We start from the raw sequence: 14,362 nt of genomic DNA, 5'->3' as shown, positions 1-14,362 counted from the left end.
ATGACGCACGACCGAAAGGGCGACTACGGAATCGACGGGGCATTCCACACCGTTTCGGCGCCCGCGCAAGGCGCGGGTATCGCCGTCGGATCCGCGGCTTTGCTGCTCTGCGCCGGGATCGGCCTTGCCCGCGGCAAACGGGTGATCGCCGCCCTGGCCGGAACCGCGGGCCTCGGGATGATCGGCAGCGCAGGTCTTTACCTGCATGCGACCCGGATCGGCAAGTTTCAGGTGTGGGACGAGATCCTCGACGACCTGCGGCTGCGCGGCGACGAGACGTTGCTGGATCTGGGCTGCGGTCGCGGCGCGGTATTGCTGGCCGCGGCGAAGCGGCTGCCCCGCGGGCAAGCCATCGGCATCGATTTGTGGCGCGCCGACCAGACCGACAATTCACCGACGGCCACGATGACCAACGCGAGACTGGAGAACGTCGCCGACCGCGTCGAGGTGCGCACCGCCGACATGACCGCGCTGCCGTTCGACGACGAAAGCTTCGACGTGGTTGTGAGTAGCCTTGCTATCCATAACATTCCGACGCGCGACGGTCGCCGTGTGGCTCTGCTCGAGGCGGTTCGCGTGCTGCGCCCGGGCGGTCGGCTGGCCATCGCGGACCTGTGGGAAACCCGTCAGCACGCCCGCCAATTGCGCGAACTCGGCTGGGCCGATGTGCAGCGGCGCAACCTCGGATGGCGCATGTGGTACGGCGGTCCGTGGGGGTCGACGCGGTTGGTGACCGCCACCAAACCGCGCTGAGCCGTCAGGCGAGTTGCATTCTGGTGGTATGACCCGAAACGAGATCACCGAGCAGATCGTGGCGGCCCGCCTGGAAAAGGGCCTGTCCTGGCAGGAACTCGCCGACGCGATCGGCAAACCGGTGGCCTGGACCACCTCGGCACTGCTGGGCCAGCACCCGATACCGGTCGAGCTCGCCAAGGTGCTCGTGGAGATGCTGGGCCTCGACGAGTCGGTGGTGCCGGTGCTGGCGGCGCCGCCGATGCGCGGCGGCCTGCCCACCGCGGTGCCGACCGACCCGACCATCTACCGCTTCTACGAGGCCCTGCAGGTCTACGGGCCGGCGATCAAGGAACTGATCCACGAGCAGTTCGGCGACGGCATTATGAGCGCGATCAACTTCAGCGTCGACGTGCAGAAAAAGCCGCACCCGTCGGGCGATCGGGTGGTCGTGACGTTCGACGGGAAATTCCTTCCCTACGAATGGAATTCGGCTCAACGCTGACGGCCCGCGCGGCAATCGGCGGCACGGCCGCCCCGCACCCTGATTAGGGCGTCGCCGCCGTGACCTCTAAGCTCCACCCAACAGGGAGGGAGCTATGGCCGACGCGCGCACCACGACAGTGGCCGATCTTGTCCTTTCCGGCGGCGGCGTGAAGGGCATCGGCCTGGCCGGGGCGGTGGTCGCGTTGAAGGATGCCGGGTATTCGGTCAAGCGGGTTTCGGGCGTGTCAGCGGGATCGGTGGTCGGCTCGATTCTGGCGGCCGCGTCCAACGGCGATCAGCTCACGGCCGAGGAGATCAAAGAACTTGCACTCGGCCTGCCCTACCACAAGTTCCGCGACGCCGGGCCGCTCGAGCGCATTCCCCTGCTGGGCCAGGCCTGGGGCCTGCTGCGCGAGACCGGGCTGTACCGCGGCGACTTCGCTCACGACTGGGTGCGCAGCGAGCTGAAGAACCTGGGTGTGACGACGTTCGGCGACCTGGCTTTCGACGACGACTACCTGATCCCCGAACGGCGCTACCGGCTCGTGGTCACCGTCGCCGATGTGACCACGGGTCAGCTGGTGCGGCTGCCGTGGGACTACCGGCGCGTCTACGGGCTCGACCCCGACGAGCAGCCGGTGGCCGATGCGGTACGGGCGTCGATGGCGATCCCGTTTTACTTCCGGCCGGTCACGTTGACCGGCGCCGACGGGCGAAAATCCACCCTGGTCGACGGTGGGGTGCTGTCCAGCTTCCCGATCGACTCCTTCGACCGGCCCGACCGCTCCCCGCCGCGCTGGCCGACCTTCGGGATCACCGTCATGCCGAACCTTCCCGAGGGCAACGACCAAGTGATCCCCGCATTAGGCGTGCTGCGTCTGCTGGGGCCGCCGAGCCTGCTGGAGCGGCTGATCACCACCATCCTGGTCGGCCGCGACCAGGCCTACCTCAACCAGCCGTGGGTGGATGCCCGCACCATTCGGGTGGACTCGACCGAGGTCAACTTCCTCGACTTCGGCATCTCCCGCCAGGACGCCGAAGCGCTGTTCGACAAGGGCTATGAGGCCGCGCATGCGTTTATCTCCACGTGGGATTGGGCCGAGTACCTCGAGCGGTTCCGCCGGCTTCGCGCATCGGTTGCGCGGGCATGATCTCGGGCGGTCGGTCGCCGCGGCGCACCACCGGTGCCGTCGGCTAGAGCCCCAACTCGGCGGCCATGCCGTCGATCCCGGCCCGGATGCCGTTGAGCGCCTCGGCGCGCGCCCGCAACTTGGTCGCGGCGTGGGCGTGCTGGTTCAGCGTGGCGAACTCGCGGGCGGCCTCTTCGGCGCGGGAACGCACCATCTCGGGCAGCACGATCTCGTCGATCCAGCCCGCCGCGATCGCGGTTTCGCCGAAGAAGGTTTTGGCCAGCCCGGCGGCCTGCTGAAACGCCGACGGCGTCAACCGAAGCTTCATGATCTCCAACGCCGGGTACGGAATCGTCATACCGATCGCGACCTCGTTGGCCTGAATGTTGTAGGCGGGCGCGGCGATTCGATGATCCCCGCTGGAGAGCAGGAACGCGCCCATGGCGATGGCGTGGCCGGTGCAGGCCATCACCACCGGCTTGGGATACGACAGCAGCCGGTGAGCGAGTTCGAAGCCACCCTTGAGCATCGCCAGCGCCGGCTGGACCTGCCCGCCGGTCAGGATTTTCAGGTCGAACCCGCCGCTGAACACCCGGTCGTTGCCGGTGATCACCACGGCGCCGACATCGTCGCGGTCGGCGTTGTCGAGCGCGTCGTTGAGGGCCTGTTGCATGGCGGGGCCCAATGCGTTGACCTTGCCGTCGTCCATCCGGATGACCGCGATCGAGTCGTCGCGACGGTAGGTGACCGGGCTGTTCATCGCGTCAGACCCGCTGGTCGTGGTGCTTGCCCAGTTCCTCCTCGGCCTCACCCCAGCGCAAGCTGACGTCGGTGGGCTCCTCGAGTTGCCGCGTGCGCCAGCGATCCTGGGTCTCTCGCACCGCGCGGTTGATGCGCTCGATCTCGCTGCGGAACACGTCGGGCCGGGTTTCTTTGCTTGCGTAGTGGAAGTAGGTCAGCAGGCTGCGCAGCAGCTCCAGCTTTTGCTTTTCCCGCTTGGCCAAATCGTGGGTTGTCATCAACTCGACGCGCTGCACCGGCGGCAGGGCATCCCAGTCCAGCACCACATTGGTCTGGAAGGGACGCCGCCCGCCCTGCCAAAACTTCCAGCCGCGCGGCTGCTCGGGGCGCTCGTAGTAGGTGACGGTGCCCAAGAAGCGCGACTCGATGCCCTCGCCGAGTTCGGCGCGGTCGAGCGCCGAATCCCACACCATGCGCCATTCCTGACCGGGCGCGAGCACGGGCAGTTCACTGGGCAGCTTCAGTTCGACGACGTCTGCATAGCCGTCGTGGGCGTTCTCGTATTCGGCCACGGTCGGCGGGTTGGTGAACGAAAACCGGATGTCGTAGGCCGCGGTCTTGCCGAAGTTACGCACCACCAGTTCGATCACATGCCAGTCGGCGGCGTGCGGTTCCATGAACATCGCGACGTGCGGCCGGATCTGCTCCGCGGTCAAGCGGTTGCGGCGCTGGATCTGCCGGTTGGTGTAGACGATCGCGATGACCGCGAGCGCGAGCGCAACCCACGCCGCCCAGGCCAGCCACGTGCCCCAGCCCGCGCCGGTCACGTCGTGCCAGCGGTTCTGGATCCATCCCGTCGAATCCATCCTCCGCTTATATCACACGCGCCCGCACGCACCGGAAAGTTGGCTGACGCACGCGCTTTGCTGAGCGGCCGATACTGCGCTTCAGCCGCCCATCAGCATTCGCCACTGATCCAGATTCGAGGCGCGGTAGACGTAGTTGGAGCGCTTGACCTCCGACAGCGCGGCACTCGGTTCGGCCGAATACCAATGCCCGGGAAACACTGTCGGGTCGCCGGGCAGCTTGGCCAACTGCTGCAGGCTGCGGTACATCTCGTCGGAGTCGCCGCCGGGAAAGTCGGTGCGTCCGCAGCCTTCCAGGAACAACGTGTCGCCGGCGACCAGCCGTCCGTCGAGCAGGAAGCACTGGCTTCCCGGTGTGTGACCCGGAGTGTGCAACAGCTCGATCTCGACGTCGCCGACCCGGACCTTGTCGCCGTGGAAATGCTCGGTCAGGTCAGCCATGCCGATCCCGGTGACGCGCGAAACCCACAGCGCCTCATGGGTATTCACGTGTACCGGGACATTGGTGCGCTCCAGCAGCTCGGCTAGGCCCTTGAGCTGGAAACCCATCATCGTGCCGCCCACGTGGTCGGGATGGTGGTGGGTGACCAGTACCCCGGACAGGCGCATCCCGTCGGTCTCGAGCGCGTCGAGCAGGTCGCCCGCCGCGTAGGCCGGGTCGACCACCACGGCCTCGCCGGTCTGGCGGTCGCCGATCAGGTAGGCGAAATTGCGCATCTGCGCCGCGAACATGTCGCCGCGGGCGAAATCGCGGCCGGAAAGCAATTGGCGGAAATACAGCCGGTCCGAATCTGGCACGCCTCTAAGAGTAGGACTGGGCGGACGTCGAAGCAGGGCGCACCGGGCGTTGCCTGCTTAACTGGTTGACGGTATGGCTAACTGGGTATCGTTTGGACATGGCGCTTCGGAAGTATGAGATCCAGATCGATGAGGAGCTCCTCAACGAGGCAATACGCCGTTACCACGTGCACGGCCCCCGTGAAGCCGTCCATCTCGCGCTGCGGACCCTGGTCCGCGGAACAGACGAGGAAGACCTTTCGCTGGAAGACGAAGACCCGTACGGTTTGAGCGCGCTCGACCCGCATCGAGCCGGGGAGAAAGGCTGACCGCGCGGTTGGCTTGAGCGGCTGGCGTAGTCCGATCCGCGCCGGCTCATGGTTTGGTCGGGCTGTGGCGCAGGCTGTACCCTCTGTTAGGCCCGCGGCACGGCTCGGTCGCTTCGGGTGACGCCCCCTTAGCTCAGTCGGCAGAGCGTTTCCATGGTAAGGAAAAGGTCAACGGTTCGATTCCGTTAGGGGGCTCGGCGGACGCCGAGCAGGCTGGCGGCGCGTACCTGGGGCGATGTAGCTCAGTCGGTTAGAGCGAACGACTCATAATCGTTAGGTCGCCGGTTCGAGTCCGGCCATCGCTACAAGACAACAACGGATCCGTGAGAGAGAACTGACGTGGCCTCCAGCACCGACATTCGACCGAAGATCACTTTGGCATGCGAGGTGTGTAAGCACCGCAACTACATCACCAAAAAGAACCGGCGCAACGACCCCGACCGGCTGGAGCTGAAGAAGTTCTGCCCCAATTGCGGCAAGCACCAGCCGCATCGAGAGACACGGTAGCCCCGGCCCACACGCGGTTACGCAGGCTGGCTAGGTAAGGTTACGGCTCGTGTCGCTGTCTTCCAAGTTGGTCGGGATGCACTATCGCTACCCCGACCACTACGAGGTCGAGCGGGAGAAGATCCGCGAATACGCCGCCGCCGTCAAGAACGACGACCCGGCGTTTTTCGAGGAGAAGGCCGCCGCAGAGCTAGGTTATGACGGTTTGCCGGCACCGCTGACTTTCATCTCGGTGTTCGGTTACCAGGCGCAATCAGCGTTTTTCGAATTCGCTAACATCGCGATCCACGAAGCTCAGGTGGTCCAGGTCGACCAGGTGCTCAAGTACCTCAAGCCGATCAAAGTCGGCGACAAGCTCTACTGCGACGTGTACGTGGATTCGGTGCGCACGGCGCACGGCACCGACATCATCGTCACCAAGAACATCTGCACCAACGATGCCGGAGAGTTGGTCATGGAGACCTACACGACACTGGCCGGTCGTGCCGGCGAGGACGGAGAAGAGGGATTTTCTGATGGCGCTGCGTGAGTTCAGCTCGGTGAAAGTGGGCGACCAGCTTCCGGAACGGACGTACCCGCTGACCCGCCAGGATCTGGTGTTCTACGCGGGGGTCTCCGGCGACTTGAACCCGATCCACTGGGACGACGAAATCGCCAAACATGTGGGGCTCGACACCGCCATCGCGCACGGCATGCTGACCATGGGCATCGGCGGTGGCTATGTCACGTCGTGGGTGGGTGACCCGGGCGCGGTGACCGAGTACAACGTGCGGTTCACCTCCGTGGTGCCGGTGCCCAACGACGGCAAGGGCGCCGAGATCGTGTTCAACGGCCGGGTCAAGTCGGTGGACCCGGAATCCAAGTCGGTGACGATTGCGCTCACCGCCACCACCGGGGGCAAGAAGATCTTCGGTCGCGCTATCGCGTCGGCGAGGCTGGCGTAACCATGGGGGCGATCAAAACCGATGTCCGCGGGATGATCTGGCGGTACCCGGACTACTTCGTGGTGGGCCGCGAACAAATCCGCGACTTCGCGCGGGCGACCAAGTGTGAGGACCCGGCCAGCTTCGACGAGGACGCCGCCGCCGAACTGGGCTACGACAACATCGTCGCACCGCTGACCTTCACCAGCATTTTCGCCCGGCTGGTCCAGCAGGACTTCTTCAAGCACGTCGACACCGGCTACGAGACCATGCAGATCGTCCAGGTCGACCAGAAGTTCATCTACCACAAGCCGATCAAGGCCGGCGACAAGCTGTGGGCCCGCATGGACATTCACTCGGTGGATGAGCGGTTCGGCGCCGACATCGTGGTGACCAGAAACCTGTGCACCAACGACGCCGGCGAACTGGTGCTGGAGGCCTACACCACGTTGATGGGTCAGCAGGGCGCGGGCTCCACCATGATCAAGTGGGACAGGGAATCCGGGCAGGTCATCCGGATCGCGTGATTGGTCACTAAGACCTGCTCCGATGTACACTCGGGCCTCGGGGTTTGCCCATCACCAGCGCGCTGTCCGGTTACCTGACGGGTAGCGCGCGCGTTATGCGCGCCGACGACGATGCTTAAGCGAAGCGATGCTGGCCCCGCAGCAACGCAGGTTGGCCGGCCAACCTCGAAGGGGCGTAGCTCAACTGGCAGAGCAGCGGTCTCCAAAACCGCAGGTTGCAGGTTCAAGTCCTGTCGCCCCTGCTGACGGGCAAGGCGTGCGGTGACGACCCGGGCTCAGACGGCCCCGGGGGAACCGGACAAAGGAACCGTGCCATGGTGGACACTGGAGGGTGGCCACAGGCAGCACAGACGAGGCGAACGAAGGAGCACGCGGTGAGCGACGAGCGCGTCGGTGCGGACGCCGGCACCGACATCGAGGGGCGGCGCGGCGGCCGGACAGCGGTGGTGACGCGGCCGCAGCGGCCCACCGGCAAGCGGTCGCGGCTGCGCGCCGACACGGCGGTGGACCTCGCCAAAAACGGCGCGGACACCAAGGTCAAGACCGCCACGAAGGTGTCCGGCCCGTCCCGCAACCCGTTCGCGTTCGTCTACGACTACCTCAAGCAGGTCGCTGCCGAGCTGCGCAAGGTGATCTGGCCCAACCGCAAGCAGATGATGACCTATACCTCGGTGGTGCTGGTGTTTTTGGCGTTCATGGTGGCGCTGATCGGGCTGGCGGATTTCGGCCTGGCCAAGCTGGTGCTGCTGGTGTTCGGCTAGGGCGCACGAAGTTATAGAGAGGACGAACAACCGTGACTACCTTCGACGGCGACATGCCTTCGGGTGAGACGGTCGACCTAGCGGAGGCGGCAGAGGCTAACCCCGACGCGGTTGCTGACGACGCCGGTGCAGCCGAGCCGGCTCCTGGCGAGCCGGCTCCTGGCGAGCCGGCCGAGGAACTCGACCCGGCCGAAGCGCTCAAGCAAGAGCTGCGCGGCAAACCCGGGAAGTGGTACGTCATTCACTCCTACGCGGGCTACGAGAACAAGGTGAAAGCCAACCTCGAGACTCGCGTACAAAACCTCGACGTCGGCGATTACATCTTCCAGGTCGAGGTACCCACCGAGGAAGTCACCGAGATCAAGAACGGCCAGCGCAAGCAGGTCAACCGCAAGGTATTGCCGGGCTACATCCTGGTGCGCATGGAACTGACCGACGACTCCTGGTCCGCGGTGCGCAACACCCCGGGGGTCACCGGGTTCGTCGGCGCGACTTCCCGGCCGTCTCCGCTGTCGCTCGACGACGTCGTGAAATTCCTGCTGCCGCAGGGCGCGGCGAAGAGGCCGGCCAAAGGCGCGGGGGTGGCCGCTGCTCCTGCCGAGGGCGGGCTGGAGCGGGCCCCGGTCGAGGTCGACTACGAGGTCGGCGAGTCGGTCACCGTCATGGACGGGCCGTTCGCCACGCTGCCGGCCACGATCAGCGAGGTCAACGCCGAACAACAGAAACTCAAGGTGCTGGTGTCCATCTTCGGCCGCGAGACACCGGTGGAATTGACCTTTAGCCAGGTCTCCAAGATCTAGCCGCCGGATAGCCGGCAACGAGCCCAGAAAGGAACACATGGCCCCGAAGAAGAAGGTCGCCGGGCTGATCAAGCTGCAGATCGAGGCGGGACAGGCCAACCCTGCGCCGCCGGTCGGCCCCGCGCTCGGCCAGCACGGCGTCAACATCATGGAGTTCTGCAAGGCCTACAACGCCGCAACGGAAAACCAGCGCGGCAACGTGATCCCGGTGGAGATCACCGTCTACGAAGATCGCAGCTTCACGTTTGCGCTCAAGACACCGCCGGCCGCCAAGCTGCTGCTCAAGGCTGCGGGCGTGCAGAAGGGCTCGGCCGAGCCGCACCGGGACAAGGTGGCCAAGGTCAGTTGGGATCAGGTCCGCGAAATCGCCGAAGCCAAGAAGGCCGACCTCAACGCCCACGACATCGACGCCGCCGCCAGGATCATCGCCGGCACCGCACGCTCGATGGGCATCACGGTCGAGTAGCGCTGGGCCGGCCGCGGCCACGAACAGACGTGGGAGGGCCAGCTGCGGCCCGCATCGCAACCACAACCGTTGATTGGATGGGTATTCAATGAGCAAGAAAAGCAAGGCATATCGCGCCGCCGCCGAGAAGGTCGACCGCACTCGGGTGTACTCCCCGCTGGAAGCGGCCAAGTTGGCCAAGGAGACTTCGTCGAAGAATCAGGACGCGACCGTCGAGGTGGCGATCCGGCTCGGTGTCGACCCGCGCAAGGCCGACCAGATGGTCCGCGGCACCGTCAACCTGCCGCACGGCACCGGCAAGACGGTAAGGGTCGCGGTGTTCGCGGCAGGGGAGAAGGCCGCTGAGGCCGAGTCCGCCGGCGCGGACGTGGTCGGCAGCGATGACCTGATCGAGAAGATCCAGGGCGGCTTCTTGGACTTCGACGCCGCGATCGCCACGCCCGACCAGATGGCCAAGGTCGGGCGCATCGCCCGGATTCTCGGGCCGCGCGGCCTGATGCCCAACCCCAAGACCGGTACCGTCACCACCGACGTGGCTAAGGCGGTGGCCGACATCAAGGGCGGCAAGATCAACTTCCGGGTGGACAAGCAGGCCAATCTGCACCTTGTCATCGGCAAGGCCTCGTTCGACGAGAAGCGACTGGCGGAGAACTACGGCGCCGCAATCGACGAGGTGTTGCGGCTCAAGCCGTCGACGTCGAAGGGCCGGTATCTGAAGAAGGTCACCATGTCGACGACCACCGGCCCGGGCATTCCGGTCGACCCGACGATCACGCGCAACTTCGCCGAGGTGTAGCTGCCCGCCGCCGGCGGCCGCTAGCCGCCGCCTTCGGCGATGCGGCGGCCCAGGAAATCGCGGCTGGGATCAGAACCGTTGATCTGCAACGCCTTTCGATACCAGACAAGCGCTTCGTCGGGCCGGCCGGCGCGGCGCAACAGGTCGGCGCGGATCGACGGCACGACGCGCGGCGAATCCGACAACCGCCCGCGTCGGCACGGAAAAGCGGGCTTTGCGTTTCCGGGCGCTATCGAGCCGCGCCCGGTTTGAGGTAGGTGACCAAGCTGCAGTCCAGCATCTCGTCGGCGAAGTAGTCGCGGCAGCCGCGCAGGTACTTCATGTACCGGTTGTAGACCTCTTCGGAGGCGACCTCGATGGCCTTCTCCCGGTTCGCCTCCAGCGAATCACCCCAGATCGTCAGCGTCTTGACGTAATGCGGCCGCAGTGAAAGTGGTTCGGGCACAATGAAACCCGCTTCCTGGCCGCGCTCGACCATCATCTCGGTGGTCGGCAGCCGACCGCCGGGGAAGATCTCGGTGACGATGAACTTGATGAACCGTGCGGTCTGGAAGTTGACCCTCTTGCCGCGCATCCTCGGGTCGTGCGGGTGGTAGCTGACGCTGCTTTGCACCGTCATCCGCCCGTCGTCGGGCATGATCGCGTAACAGTTCTTGAAGTACGGGACGTAGTTTTCGTGGCCGAAGTGCTCGAAGGCCTCGATGGACACGATCCGGTCGACGGGCTCGTGGAAGTCCTCCCAGCCCTGCAGCAGCACCCGATGTGAGCGGTTGGTGTCGACCCCGTCCAGCACCCGCAGGGAGCGGTCGCGCTGGTTCTTCGACAGCGTCAGCCCGATGACATTGACGTCGTACTTCTCGATCGCCCGCTTCATCGTGGTGCCCCAGCCGCAGCCGACGTCCAGCAGGGTCATGCCGGGCTTGAGGTCCAGCTTGTCGAGGTTCAGGTCGATCTTGGCGATCTGAGCCTCTTCCAGTGTCATGTCGTCGCGCTCGAAGTACGCGCAGCTGTAGGTCCGGGTGGGATCCTGGAACAGACCGAAGAAGTCGTCGGACAGGTCGTAGTGGGCTTGAATGTCTTCAGGGCGCGTCCGGGTCTTCGTGGTGCCAGTCGGTTGGTCAGACATGGTGGTCTTGGTCTCCTGGTCGGTATTGAAGGGCTGACGCACGCACGAACTGTCGGGCGGTGACGAGCAACCATACCTGACGTCGGCGTTGCCGCCACGAAGTTGCTCGCATCCGCAACCTACTTTTCCAGCGTGAATTGGTTGACGTCGATGTAGCCGGTCCGGAACCCCTTGGCGCACCCGGTCAGGTACTTCATGTAGCGTTCGTAGACCTCTTCGGACTGGATCGCGATGGCCTCGCTTTTGTGGGACTGAAGGGCGGCCGCCCAGTGTTCGAGGGTCTTCACGTAGTGCGGCTGCAGCGACTGCCTGCGGGTCAGCGTGAAACCTGCTCTGGCAGAGTGCTCCTCGACCATTTCGATCGACGGCAGCCGGCCGCCCGGGAAGATCTCGGTGACGATGAACTTGATGAAGCGGGCCATCTCGAAGGTCAGCGGGATGCCACGCTCGATGCACTGCGGCCCGGTCAGCCCGGTGATGGTGTGCAGCAGCATCACCCCGTCATCGGGCAGCACGTCGTGGGCCATCGTGAAGAAGTCGTCGTAGCGGTCGTGGCCGAAATGCTCGAACGCCCCGATCGACACGATCCGGTCGACGGGCTCGTCGAACTGCTCCCAGCCCTGCAGCAGCACCCGCCGCGAACGGGGAGTATCCATGTCGTCGAACATCTTCTGCACGTAGGCGGCCTGGTTCTTGCTCAACGTCAAGCCGACGACGTTGACGTCATACTTCTCGATCGCCCGGCGCATGGTGGCGCCCCAGCCGCAGCCGACGTCCAGCAGCGTCATACCCGGGCGCAGACCCAGCTTGCCCAGCGCCAGATCAATCTTGGCGATCTGCGCTTGCTCGAGCGTCATGTCGTCACGCTCGAAATACGCACAGCTGTAGGTGCGGGTCGGGTCGAGAAAGAGGGCGAAAAAGTCGTCGGACAAGTCGTAGTGCGCCTGCACGTCCTCGAAGTGCGGCGTCAGCTTTTCTGCCATGACAGTGGTGCGCCTTTCTGAGATTCGGCGGCGTTCACCGGTTTGGCCGGGCCTGCGCGGATGCAGCGTGAACTGCCCCATTGCGTGCTCGAGGCATGCTAACCGACCCCGGCGGCCCTGGCGAAATTGGCTTTGAGCTCGCTGATCACCCGATCCCACAGCTGTTCGGGCAGCTCGTGTCCCATGCCCTCGAACAGCACCAAACGGGCCCCGGTGATGGCCCGTGCGACGGCACGCCCGCCCGAGGGCCGCATCAGTTTGTCCGCCAGACCGTGCAGGACCACGGTCGGCGCGGTGATTCGCCGGTCGTAGCCGACCAGGCTGCCGCTGGCCAGCACCGCCCCGAAATGCCGCGGTATGCCCCACGGGTAAAAGCTGCGCTCGTAGCCCTCGATCGCCTCCGCGCGGATGCGTTCCTCCGGAGCGGGGTAAGCGGGGCTGCCGATGATGCGGGCGACCCGCACCGCGTTGTCGACGATCACGTCGCGCGGCGAGCTCGGTGGTGGCGCTTTGAGCACCGCCATCAAGGCTCGCGGCGCCGGCGGCGGCAGGAAGCGCCGGTTGTTGCTGGAGAAGATCACCGCCAGCGAGCGCGTCCGCTCAGGGAAGCGAGCCGCGAAGATCTGCGCGATCATCCCGCCCATCGACGCGCCGACGACGTGGGCGTGCCCGATGCCGAGGTGGTCGAGGACCGCGGTGGCATCGTCGGCCATGTCCTCGAGCGTGTACACCGATTCGGCGGGCAGGCCCAGCCAGAACTTGATCATGTTGACGATCCGCGATCCAGCGACTTTGCGCCGATCGAACTTGCTGGACAGCCCGACGTCGCGGTTGTCGTAGCGGATAACCCGCAGCCCCTCGGCGACCAGCTTTTCGCAGAACGCCTTGCGCCACAGCAACAGCTGCGCGCCCAGCCCCATGATCAGCAGCACCGCCGGGTCGTCGGGGTGGCCCATGTCCTCGTAGTAGATGTCCAGCTCGCCGGAGCGGGCCGTGCCCGACCTCACCGGAACGTGCGCCGCGTCGGTCAGCGGTTCATCCGCCATGCGCGACACCGGCACTGTCGGGGTCGTATTCGCGGCTGACCTCGACCATAAAGTTGGCGAAGTAACCGGTCAGCTGCGGGTCCGACATCATCTGCCACTTGGGGGCCAGCAGCTTCATGTACCGCTCGACGTAGAGGAATTGCTTTCCGATTAATACCAGTTCGCGGGGGAGCTTGACGTCGTAGGCGTCGGCCAGCGCCGAAAGCTGCCGGCCGATGGCGGCATAGGACATCTCGCCCAGCGACTTCATCGTCAACGGGGTGGCAAATGCCTCCAGATCCTTGGCGGCTTGCTTTTCGGGTTTGGTGGTGCCCACCGCGCCCATCAGTACCACGATCTTGCCGGCGGCGGCGTGGTCTTTTTTGACCAGCAGCGCGTAGACCAGCTCGCGCAGCAGCCAGCGGGTGCGCGGCTCGATACGGCCCATGATCCCGAAGTCGAAGAACACGATGCGGCCCTGCTCGTCGACGTAGAGGTTGCCGGCGTGCAGGTCCCCGTGGAACAGCCCGTGCCGCAGCCCGCCCTCGAACAGGCTGAACAGCAGCGCCTTGACCAGCTCCGTGCCGTCGAACCCGGCCTTGCGGAGGGCCGCCGCATCATCGATGCGGATGCCCTCCACCCGCTCCATGGTCAGCACCCGTTCGGTGGTGTAGTTCCAGTACACGGTCGGCACCCGGATGTTGCGGCCCAGCGGCGAGGCGTGCAGGTGCGCCACCCACGCTTCCATCGACTGCCCCTCCAGGCGGAAGTCGAGCTCTTCGGCCAGGTTGTCGGCGAAATCGGCGACGATGTCTTGTGCGGAGAGCCGACGGCCCAACTTGGCCAGCTCGACGAGCTGCGCGAAGCGTTTCAGGATCTGCAGGTCGGCGGCCACCCGGCGGCGGATGCCCGGCCGCTGGATCTTGACGACGACGTCTTCGCCGGTGCGCAACTTCGCGTAGTGCACCTGGGCGATGGAGGCCGAGGCGAACGGCTGCTCGTCGAACTCGGCGAACAGCTCCGCCGGCTCGGCGCCCAGATCCTCGACGAAGAGCTTGTGCACTTCGGCCGGCTTGGCGGGCGGGACCGCGTCGAGCAGGCTGCGGAATTCGCGGGAAAGCGCCTCCCCGAACGCGCCCGGGCTCGACGCGATGATCTGCCCGAACTTGACGTAGGTGGGGCCCAGGTCGGCGAAGGTCTTGGGCATCTGCTTGATGACCTTCTGCTGCCAGCCGCCACGGCCCGCCAGTTTGGGGATGACGCGGGCGGCGGTACGGGTGATCTGCCACCCCGTCGCACCGATGCGGGCCGCCTCGACCGGCAAGGGCACCCGATCAAGCTTGGCTACCTCGCGGTGTTTGGTGGAGCTCATTTGAGCAAGTGTGCC

The 14,362-nt window shown here is 65.6% G+C and carries 19 protein-coding genes, 3 tRNA genes and 1 pseudogene; 15 read left to right on the top strand and 8 right to left on the bottom strand.

Going from position 1 to position 14,362, the window contains the following annotated elements:
• The 3 genes from MHEC_RS20145 to MHEC_RS20135 all read left to right on the top strand — a co-directional run bounded on the left by MHEC_RS20145 (position 1) and on the right by MHEC_RS20135 (position 2,369).
• Positions 1 to 753, top strand: a complete 753-nt coding sequence (locus tag MHEC_RS20145; protein ID WP_048890317.1) for a class I SAM-dependent methyltransferase — start codon at positions 1 to 3, stop codon at positions 751 to 753.
• A 28-nt stretch (positions 754 to 781) separates the two neighbouring features.
• The gene (gene cynS, locus MHEC_RS20140) at positions 782 to 1,237 is read left to right on the top strand and encodes a cyanase (RefSeq protein WP_048890316.1); all 456 of its coding nucleotides are present in this window, start codon (positions 782 to 784) and stop codon (positions 1,235 to 1,237) included.
• Between the two features lie 94 nt (positions 1,238 to 1,331).
• A complete protein-coding gene (locus MHEC_RS20135; RefSeq protein ID WP_048890315.1) occupies positions 1,332 to 2,369 on the top strand; it encodes a patatin-like phospholipase family protein in 1,038 nt (345 codons plus the stop codon).
• A gap of 43 nt (positions 2,370 to 2,412) precedes the next feature.
• Here MHEC_RS20135 and MHEC_RS20130 read toward each other — a convergent pair whose 3' ends face one another.
• From MHEC_RS20130 to MHEC_RS20120, 3 genes are all read right to left on the bottom strand, one after another.
• Positions 2,413 to 3,108: a crotonase/enoyl-CoA hydratase family protein gene (locus tag MHEC_RS20130; RefSeq protein ID WP_048890314.1), complete on the bottom strand. Its 696-nt coding sequence runs from the start codon at positions 3,106 to 3,108 to the stop codon at positions 2,413 to 2,415.
• A 4-nt stretch (positions 3,109 to 3,112) separates the two neighbouring features.
• Entirely contained in the window at positions 3,113 to 3,955 is an 843-nt protein-coding gene (locus MHEC_RS20125; RefSeq protein WP_048890313.1) for a hypothetical protein, read from the bottom strand.
• A gap of 81 nt (positions 3,956 to 4,036) precedes the next feature.
• The gene (locus tag MHEC_RS20120; RefSeq protein ID WP_235434748.1) at positions 4,037 to 4,687 is read right to left on the bottom strand and encodes an MBL fold metallo-hydrolase; all 651 of its coding nucleotides are present in this window, start codon (positions 4,685 to 4,687) and stop codon (positions 4,037 to 4,039) included.
• Between the two features lie 164 nt (positions 4,688 to 4,851).
• On the opposite strand from MHEC_RS20120, the gene MHEC_RS20115 reads away from it, so the two are divergent.
• The 12 genes from MHEC_RS20115 (at position 4,852) to rplA (ending at position 9,841) form a co-directional block, all read left to right on the top strand.
• Positions 4,852 to 5,061 (top strand): type II toxin-antitoxin system VapB family antitoxin, encoded by a 210-nt coding sequence (locus tag MHEC_RS20115; RefSeq protein WP_071700551.1) that lies wholly within the window; start codon positions 4,852 to 4,854, stop codon positions 5,059 to 5,061.
• A 122-nt stretch (positions 5,062 to 5,183) separates the two neighbouring features.
• A tRNA-Thr gene (locus MHEC_RS20110) sits at positions 5,184 to 5,256 on the top strand.
• Between the two features lie 36 nt (positions 5,257 to 5,292).
• Positions 5,293 to 5,366, top strand: a tRNA-Met gene (locus MHEC_RS20105).
• A gap of 34 nt (positions 5,367 to 5,400) precedes the next feature.
• Positions 5,401 to 5,568, top strand: a complete 168-nt coding sequence (gene rpmG, locus MHEC_RS20100; protein ID WP_048890310.1) for a 50S ribosomal protein L33 — start codon at positions 5,401 to 5,403, stop codon at positions 5,566 to 5,568.
• A 76-nt stretch (positions 5,569 to 5,644) separates the two neighbouring features.
• Positions 5,645 to 6,097 carry a (3R)-hydroxyacyl-ACP dehydratase subunit HadA gene (gene hadA / locus MHEC_RS20095; protein WP_275999288.1) on the top strand — a complete coding sequence of 151 codons (453 nt, stop codon included), beginning with the start codon at positions 5,645 to 5,647 and terminating at the stop codon, positions 6,095 to 6,097.
• On the top strand, positions 6,084 to 6,512 hold the full coding sequence (gene hadB, locus MHEC_RS20090) for a (3R)-hydroxyacyl-ACP dehydratase subunit HadB (RefSeq protein WP_048890308.1): 429 nt from the start codon (positions 6,084 to 6,086) through the stop codon (positions 6,510 to 6,512). Before hadA ends, hadB begins: the two co-directional genes overlap by 14 nt.
• A gap of 2 nt (positions 6,513 to 6,514) precedes the next feature.
• A complete protein-coding gene (gene hadC, locus MHEC_RS20085; protein ID WP_048890307.1) occupies positions 6,515 to 7,018 on the top strand; it encodes a (3R)-hydroxyacyl-ACP dehydratase subunit HadC in 504 nt (167 codons plus the stop codon).
• 169 nt (positions 7,019 to 7,187) lie between these two features.
• Positions 7,188 to 7,260: transfer RNA gene (locus MHEC_RS20080), tRNA-Trp, on the top strand.
• A 132-nt stretch (positions 7,261 to 7,392) separates the two neighbouring features.
• A complete protein-coding gene (secE, locus tag MHEC_RS20075; protein WP_048890306.1) occupies positions 7,393 to 7,779 on the top strand; it encodes a preprotein translocase subunit SecE in 387 nt (128 codons plus the stop codon).
• 32 nt (positions 7,780 to 7,811) lie between these two features.
• Positions 7,812 to 8,579 carry a transcription termination/antitermination protein NusG gene (gene nusG, locus MHEC_RS20070; protein WP_048890305.1) on the top strand — a complete coding sequence of 256 codons (768 nt, stop codon included), beginning with the start codon at positions 7,812 to 7,814 and terminating at the stop codon, positions 8,577 to 8,579.
• A gap of 37 nt (positions 8,580 to 8,616) precedes the next feature.
• Positions 8,617 to 9,045, top strand: a complete 429-nt coding sequence (rplK, locus tag MHEC_RS20065) for a 50S ribosomal protein L11 (protein WP_048890304.1) — start codon at positions 8,617 to 8,619, stop codon at positions 9,043 to 9,045.
• Between the two features lie 88 nt (positions 9,046 to 9,133).
• Positions 9,134 to 9,841, top strand: a complete 708-nt coding sequence (gene rplA, locus MHEC_RS20060; RefSeq protein ID WP_048890303.1) for a 50S ribosomal protein L1 — start codon at positions 9,134 to 9,136, stop codon at positions 9,839 to 9,841.
• Between the two features lie 20 nt (positions 9,842 to 9,861).
• Here rplA and MHEC_RS20055 read toward each other — a convergent pair.
• The 5 genes and pseudogenes from MHEC_RS20055 to MHEC_RS20035 form a co-directional block, all read right to left on the bottom strand.
• Positions 9,862 to 9,996 (bottom strand): annotated as a pseudogene (locus tag MHEC_RS20055) (tetratricopeptide repeat protein); the annotation flags it as partial.
• 74 nt (positions 9,997 to 10,070) lie between these two features.
• Positions 10,071 to 10,967 (bottom strand): cyclopropane mycolic acid synthase family methyltransferase, encoded by an 897-nt coding sequence (locus tag MHEC_RS20050; RefSeq protein WP_048890376.1) that lies wholly within the window; start codon positions 10,965 to 10,967, stop codon positions 10,071 to 10,073.
• 119 nt (positions 10,968 to 11,086) lie between these two features.
• Positions 11,087 to 11,950, bottom strand: coding sequence for a cyclopropane mycolic acid synthase MmaA2 (gene mmaA2 / locus MHEC_RS20045; protein WP_048890375.1), 864 nt, complete (start codon positions 11,948 to 11,950; stop codon positions 11,087 to 11,089).
• 98 nt (positions 11,951 to 12,048) lie between these two features.
• Positions 12,049 to 12,996: an alpha/beta fold hydrolase gene (locus MHEC_RS20040; protein ID WP_048890374.1), complete on the bottom strand. Its 948-nt coding sequence runs from the start codon at positions 12,994 to 12,996 to the stop codon at positions 12,049 to 12,051.
• Positions 12,986 to 14,347, bottom strand: a complete 1,362-nt coding sequence (locus MHEC_RS20035) for an ABC1 kinase family protein (protein WP_048890302.1) — start codon at positions 14,345 to 14,347, stop codon at positions 12,986 to 12,988. The genes MHEC_RS20040 and MHEC_RS20035 overlap by 11 nt, the downstream gene beginning before the upstream one ends.
• Positions 14,348 to 14,362 lie beyond the last annotated feature (15 nt).

Origin of the sequence: Mycobacterium heckeshornense, assembly GCF_016592155.1 — a bacterium.
In the GTDB taxonomy this organism is placed as follows: domain Bacteria; phylum Actinomycetota; class Actinomycetes; order Mycobacteriales; family Mycobacteriaceae; genus Mycobacterium; species Mycobacterium heckeshornense.
This window is presented reverse-complemented; position numbering and strand designations above follow the sequence as displayed.

Coding starts and splice junctions, on each gene's coding strand:
- hadB (WP_048890308.1), top strand. CDS start 6,084: ATGGCGCTGCGTGAGTTCAGCTCGGTGAAAGTGGGCGACCAGCTTCCG.
- MHEC_RS20145 (WP_048890317.1), top strand. CDS start 1: ATGACGCACGACCGAAAGGGCGACTACGGAATCGACGGGGCATTCCAC.
- cynS (WP_048890316.1), top strand. CDS start 782: ATGACCCGAAACGAGATCACCGAGCAGATCGTGGCGGCCCGCCTGGAA.
- MHEC_RS20135 (WP_048890315.1), top strand. CDS start 1,332: ATGGCCGACGCGCGCACCACGACAGTGGCCGATCTTGTCCTTTCCGGC.
- mmaA2 (WP_048890375.1), bottom strand. CDS start 11,950: ATGGCAGAAAAGCTGACGCCGCACTTCGAGGACGTGCAGGCGCACTAC.
- hadA (WP_275999288.1), top strand. CDS start 5,645: ATGCACTATCGCTACCCCGACCACTACGAGGTCGAGCGGGAGAAGATC.
- MHEC_RS20035 (WP_048890302.1), bottom strand. CDS start 14,347: ATGAGCTCCACCAAACACCGCGAGGTAGCCAAGCTTGATCGGGTGCCC.
- rplA (WP_048890303.1), top strand. CDS start 9,134: ATGAGCAAGAAAAGCAAGGCATATCGCGCCGCCGCCGAGAAGGTCGAC.
- rplK (WP_048890304.1), top strand. CDS start 8,617: ATGGCCCCGAAGAAGAAGGTCGCCGGGCTGATCAAGCTGCAGATCGAG.
- hadC (WP_048890307.1), top strand. CDS start 6,515: ATGGGGGCGATCAAAACCGATGTCCGCGGGATGATCTGGCGGTACCCG.
- MHEC_RS20115 (WP_071700551.1), top strand. CDS start 4,852: ATGGCGCTTCGGAAGTATGAGATCCAGATCGATGAGGAGCTCCTCAAC.
- MHEC_RS20040 (WP_048890374.1), bottom strand. CDS start 12,996: ATGGCGGATGAACCGCTGACCGACGCGGCGCACGTTCCGGTGAGGTCG.
- MHEC_RS20120 (WP_235434748.1), bottom strand. CDS start 4,687: ATGTTCGCGGCGCAGATGCGCAATTTCGCCTACCTGATCGGCGACCGC.
- MHEC_RS20050 (WP_048890376.1), bottom strand. CDS start 10,967: ATGTCTGACCAACCGACTGGCACCACGAAGACCCGGACGCGCCCTGAA.
- MHEC_RS20130 (WP_048890314.1), bottom strand. CDS start 3,108: ATGAACAGCCCGGTCACCTACCGTCGCGACGACTCGATCGCGGTCATC.
- MHEC_RS20125 (WP_048890313.1), bottom strand. CDS start 3,955: ATGGATTCGACGGGATGGATCCAGAACCGCTGGCACGACGTGACCGGC.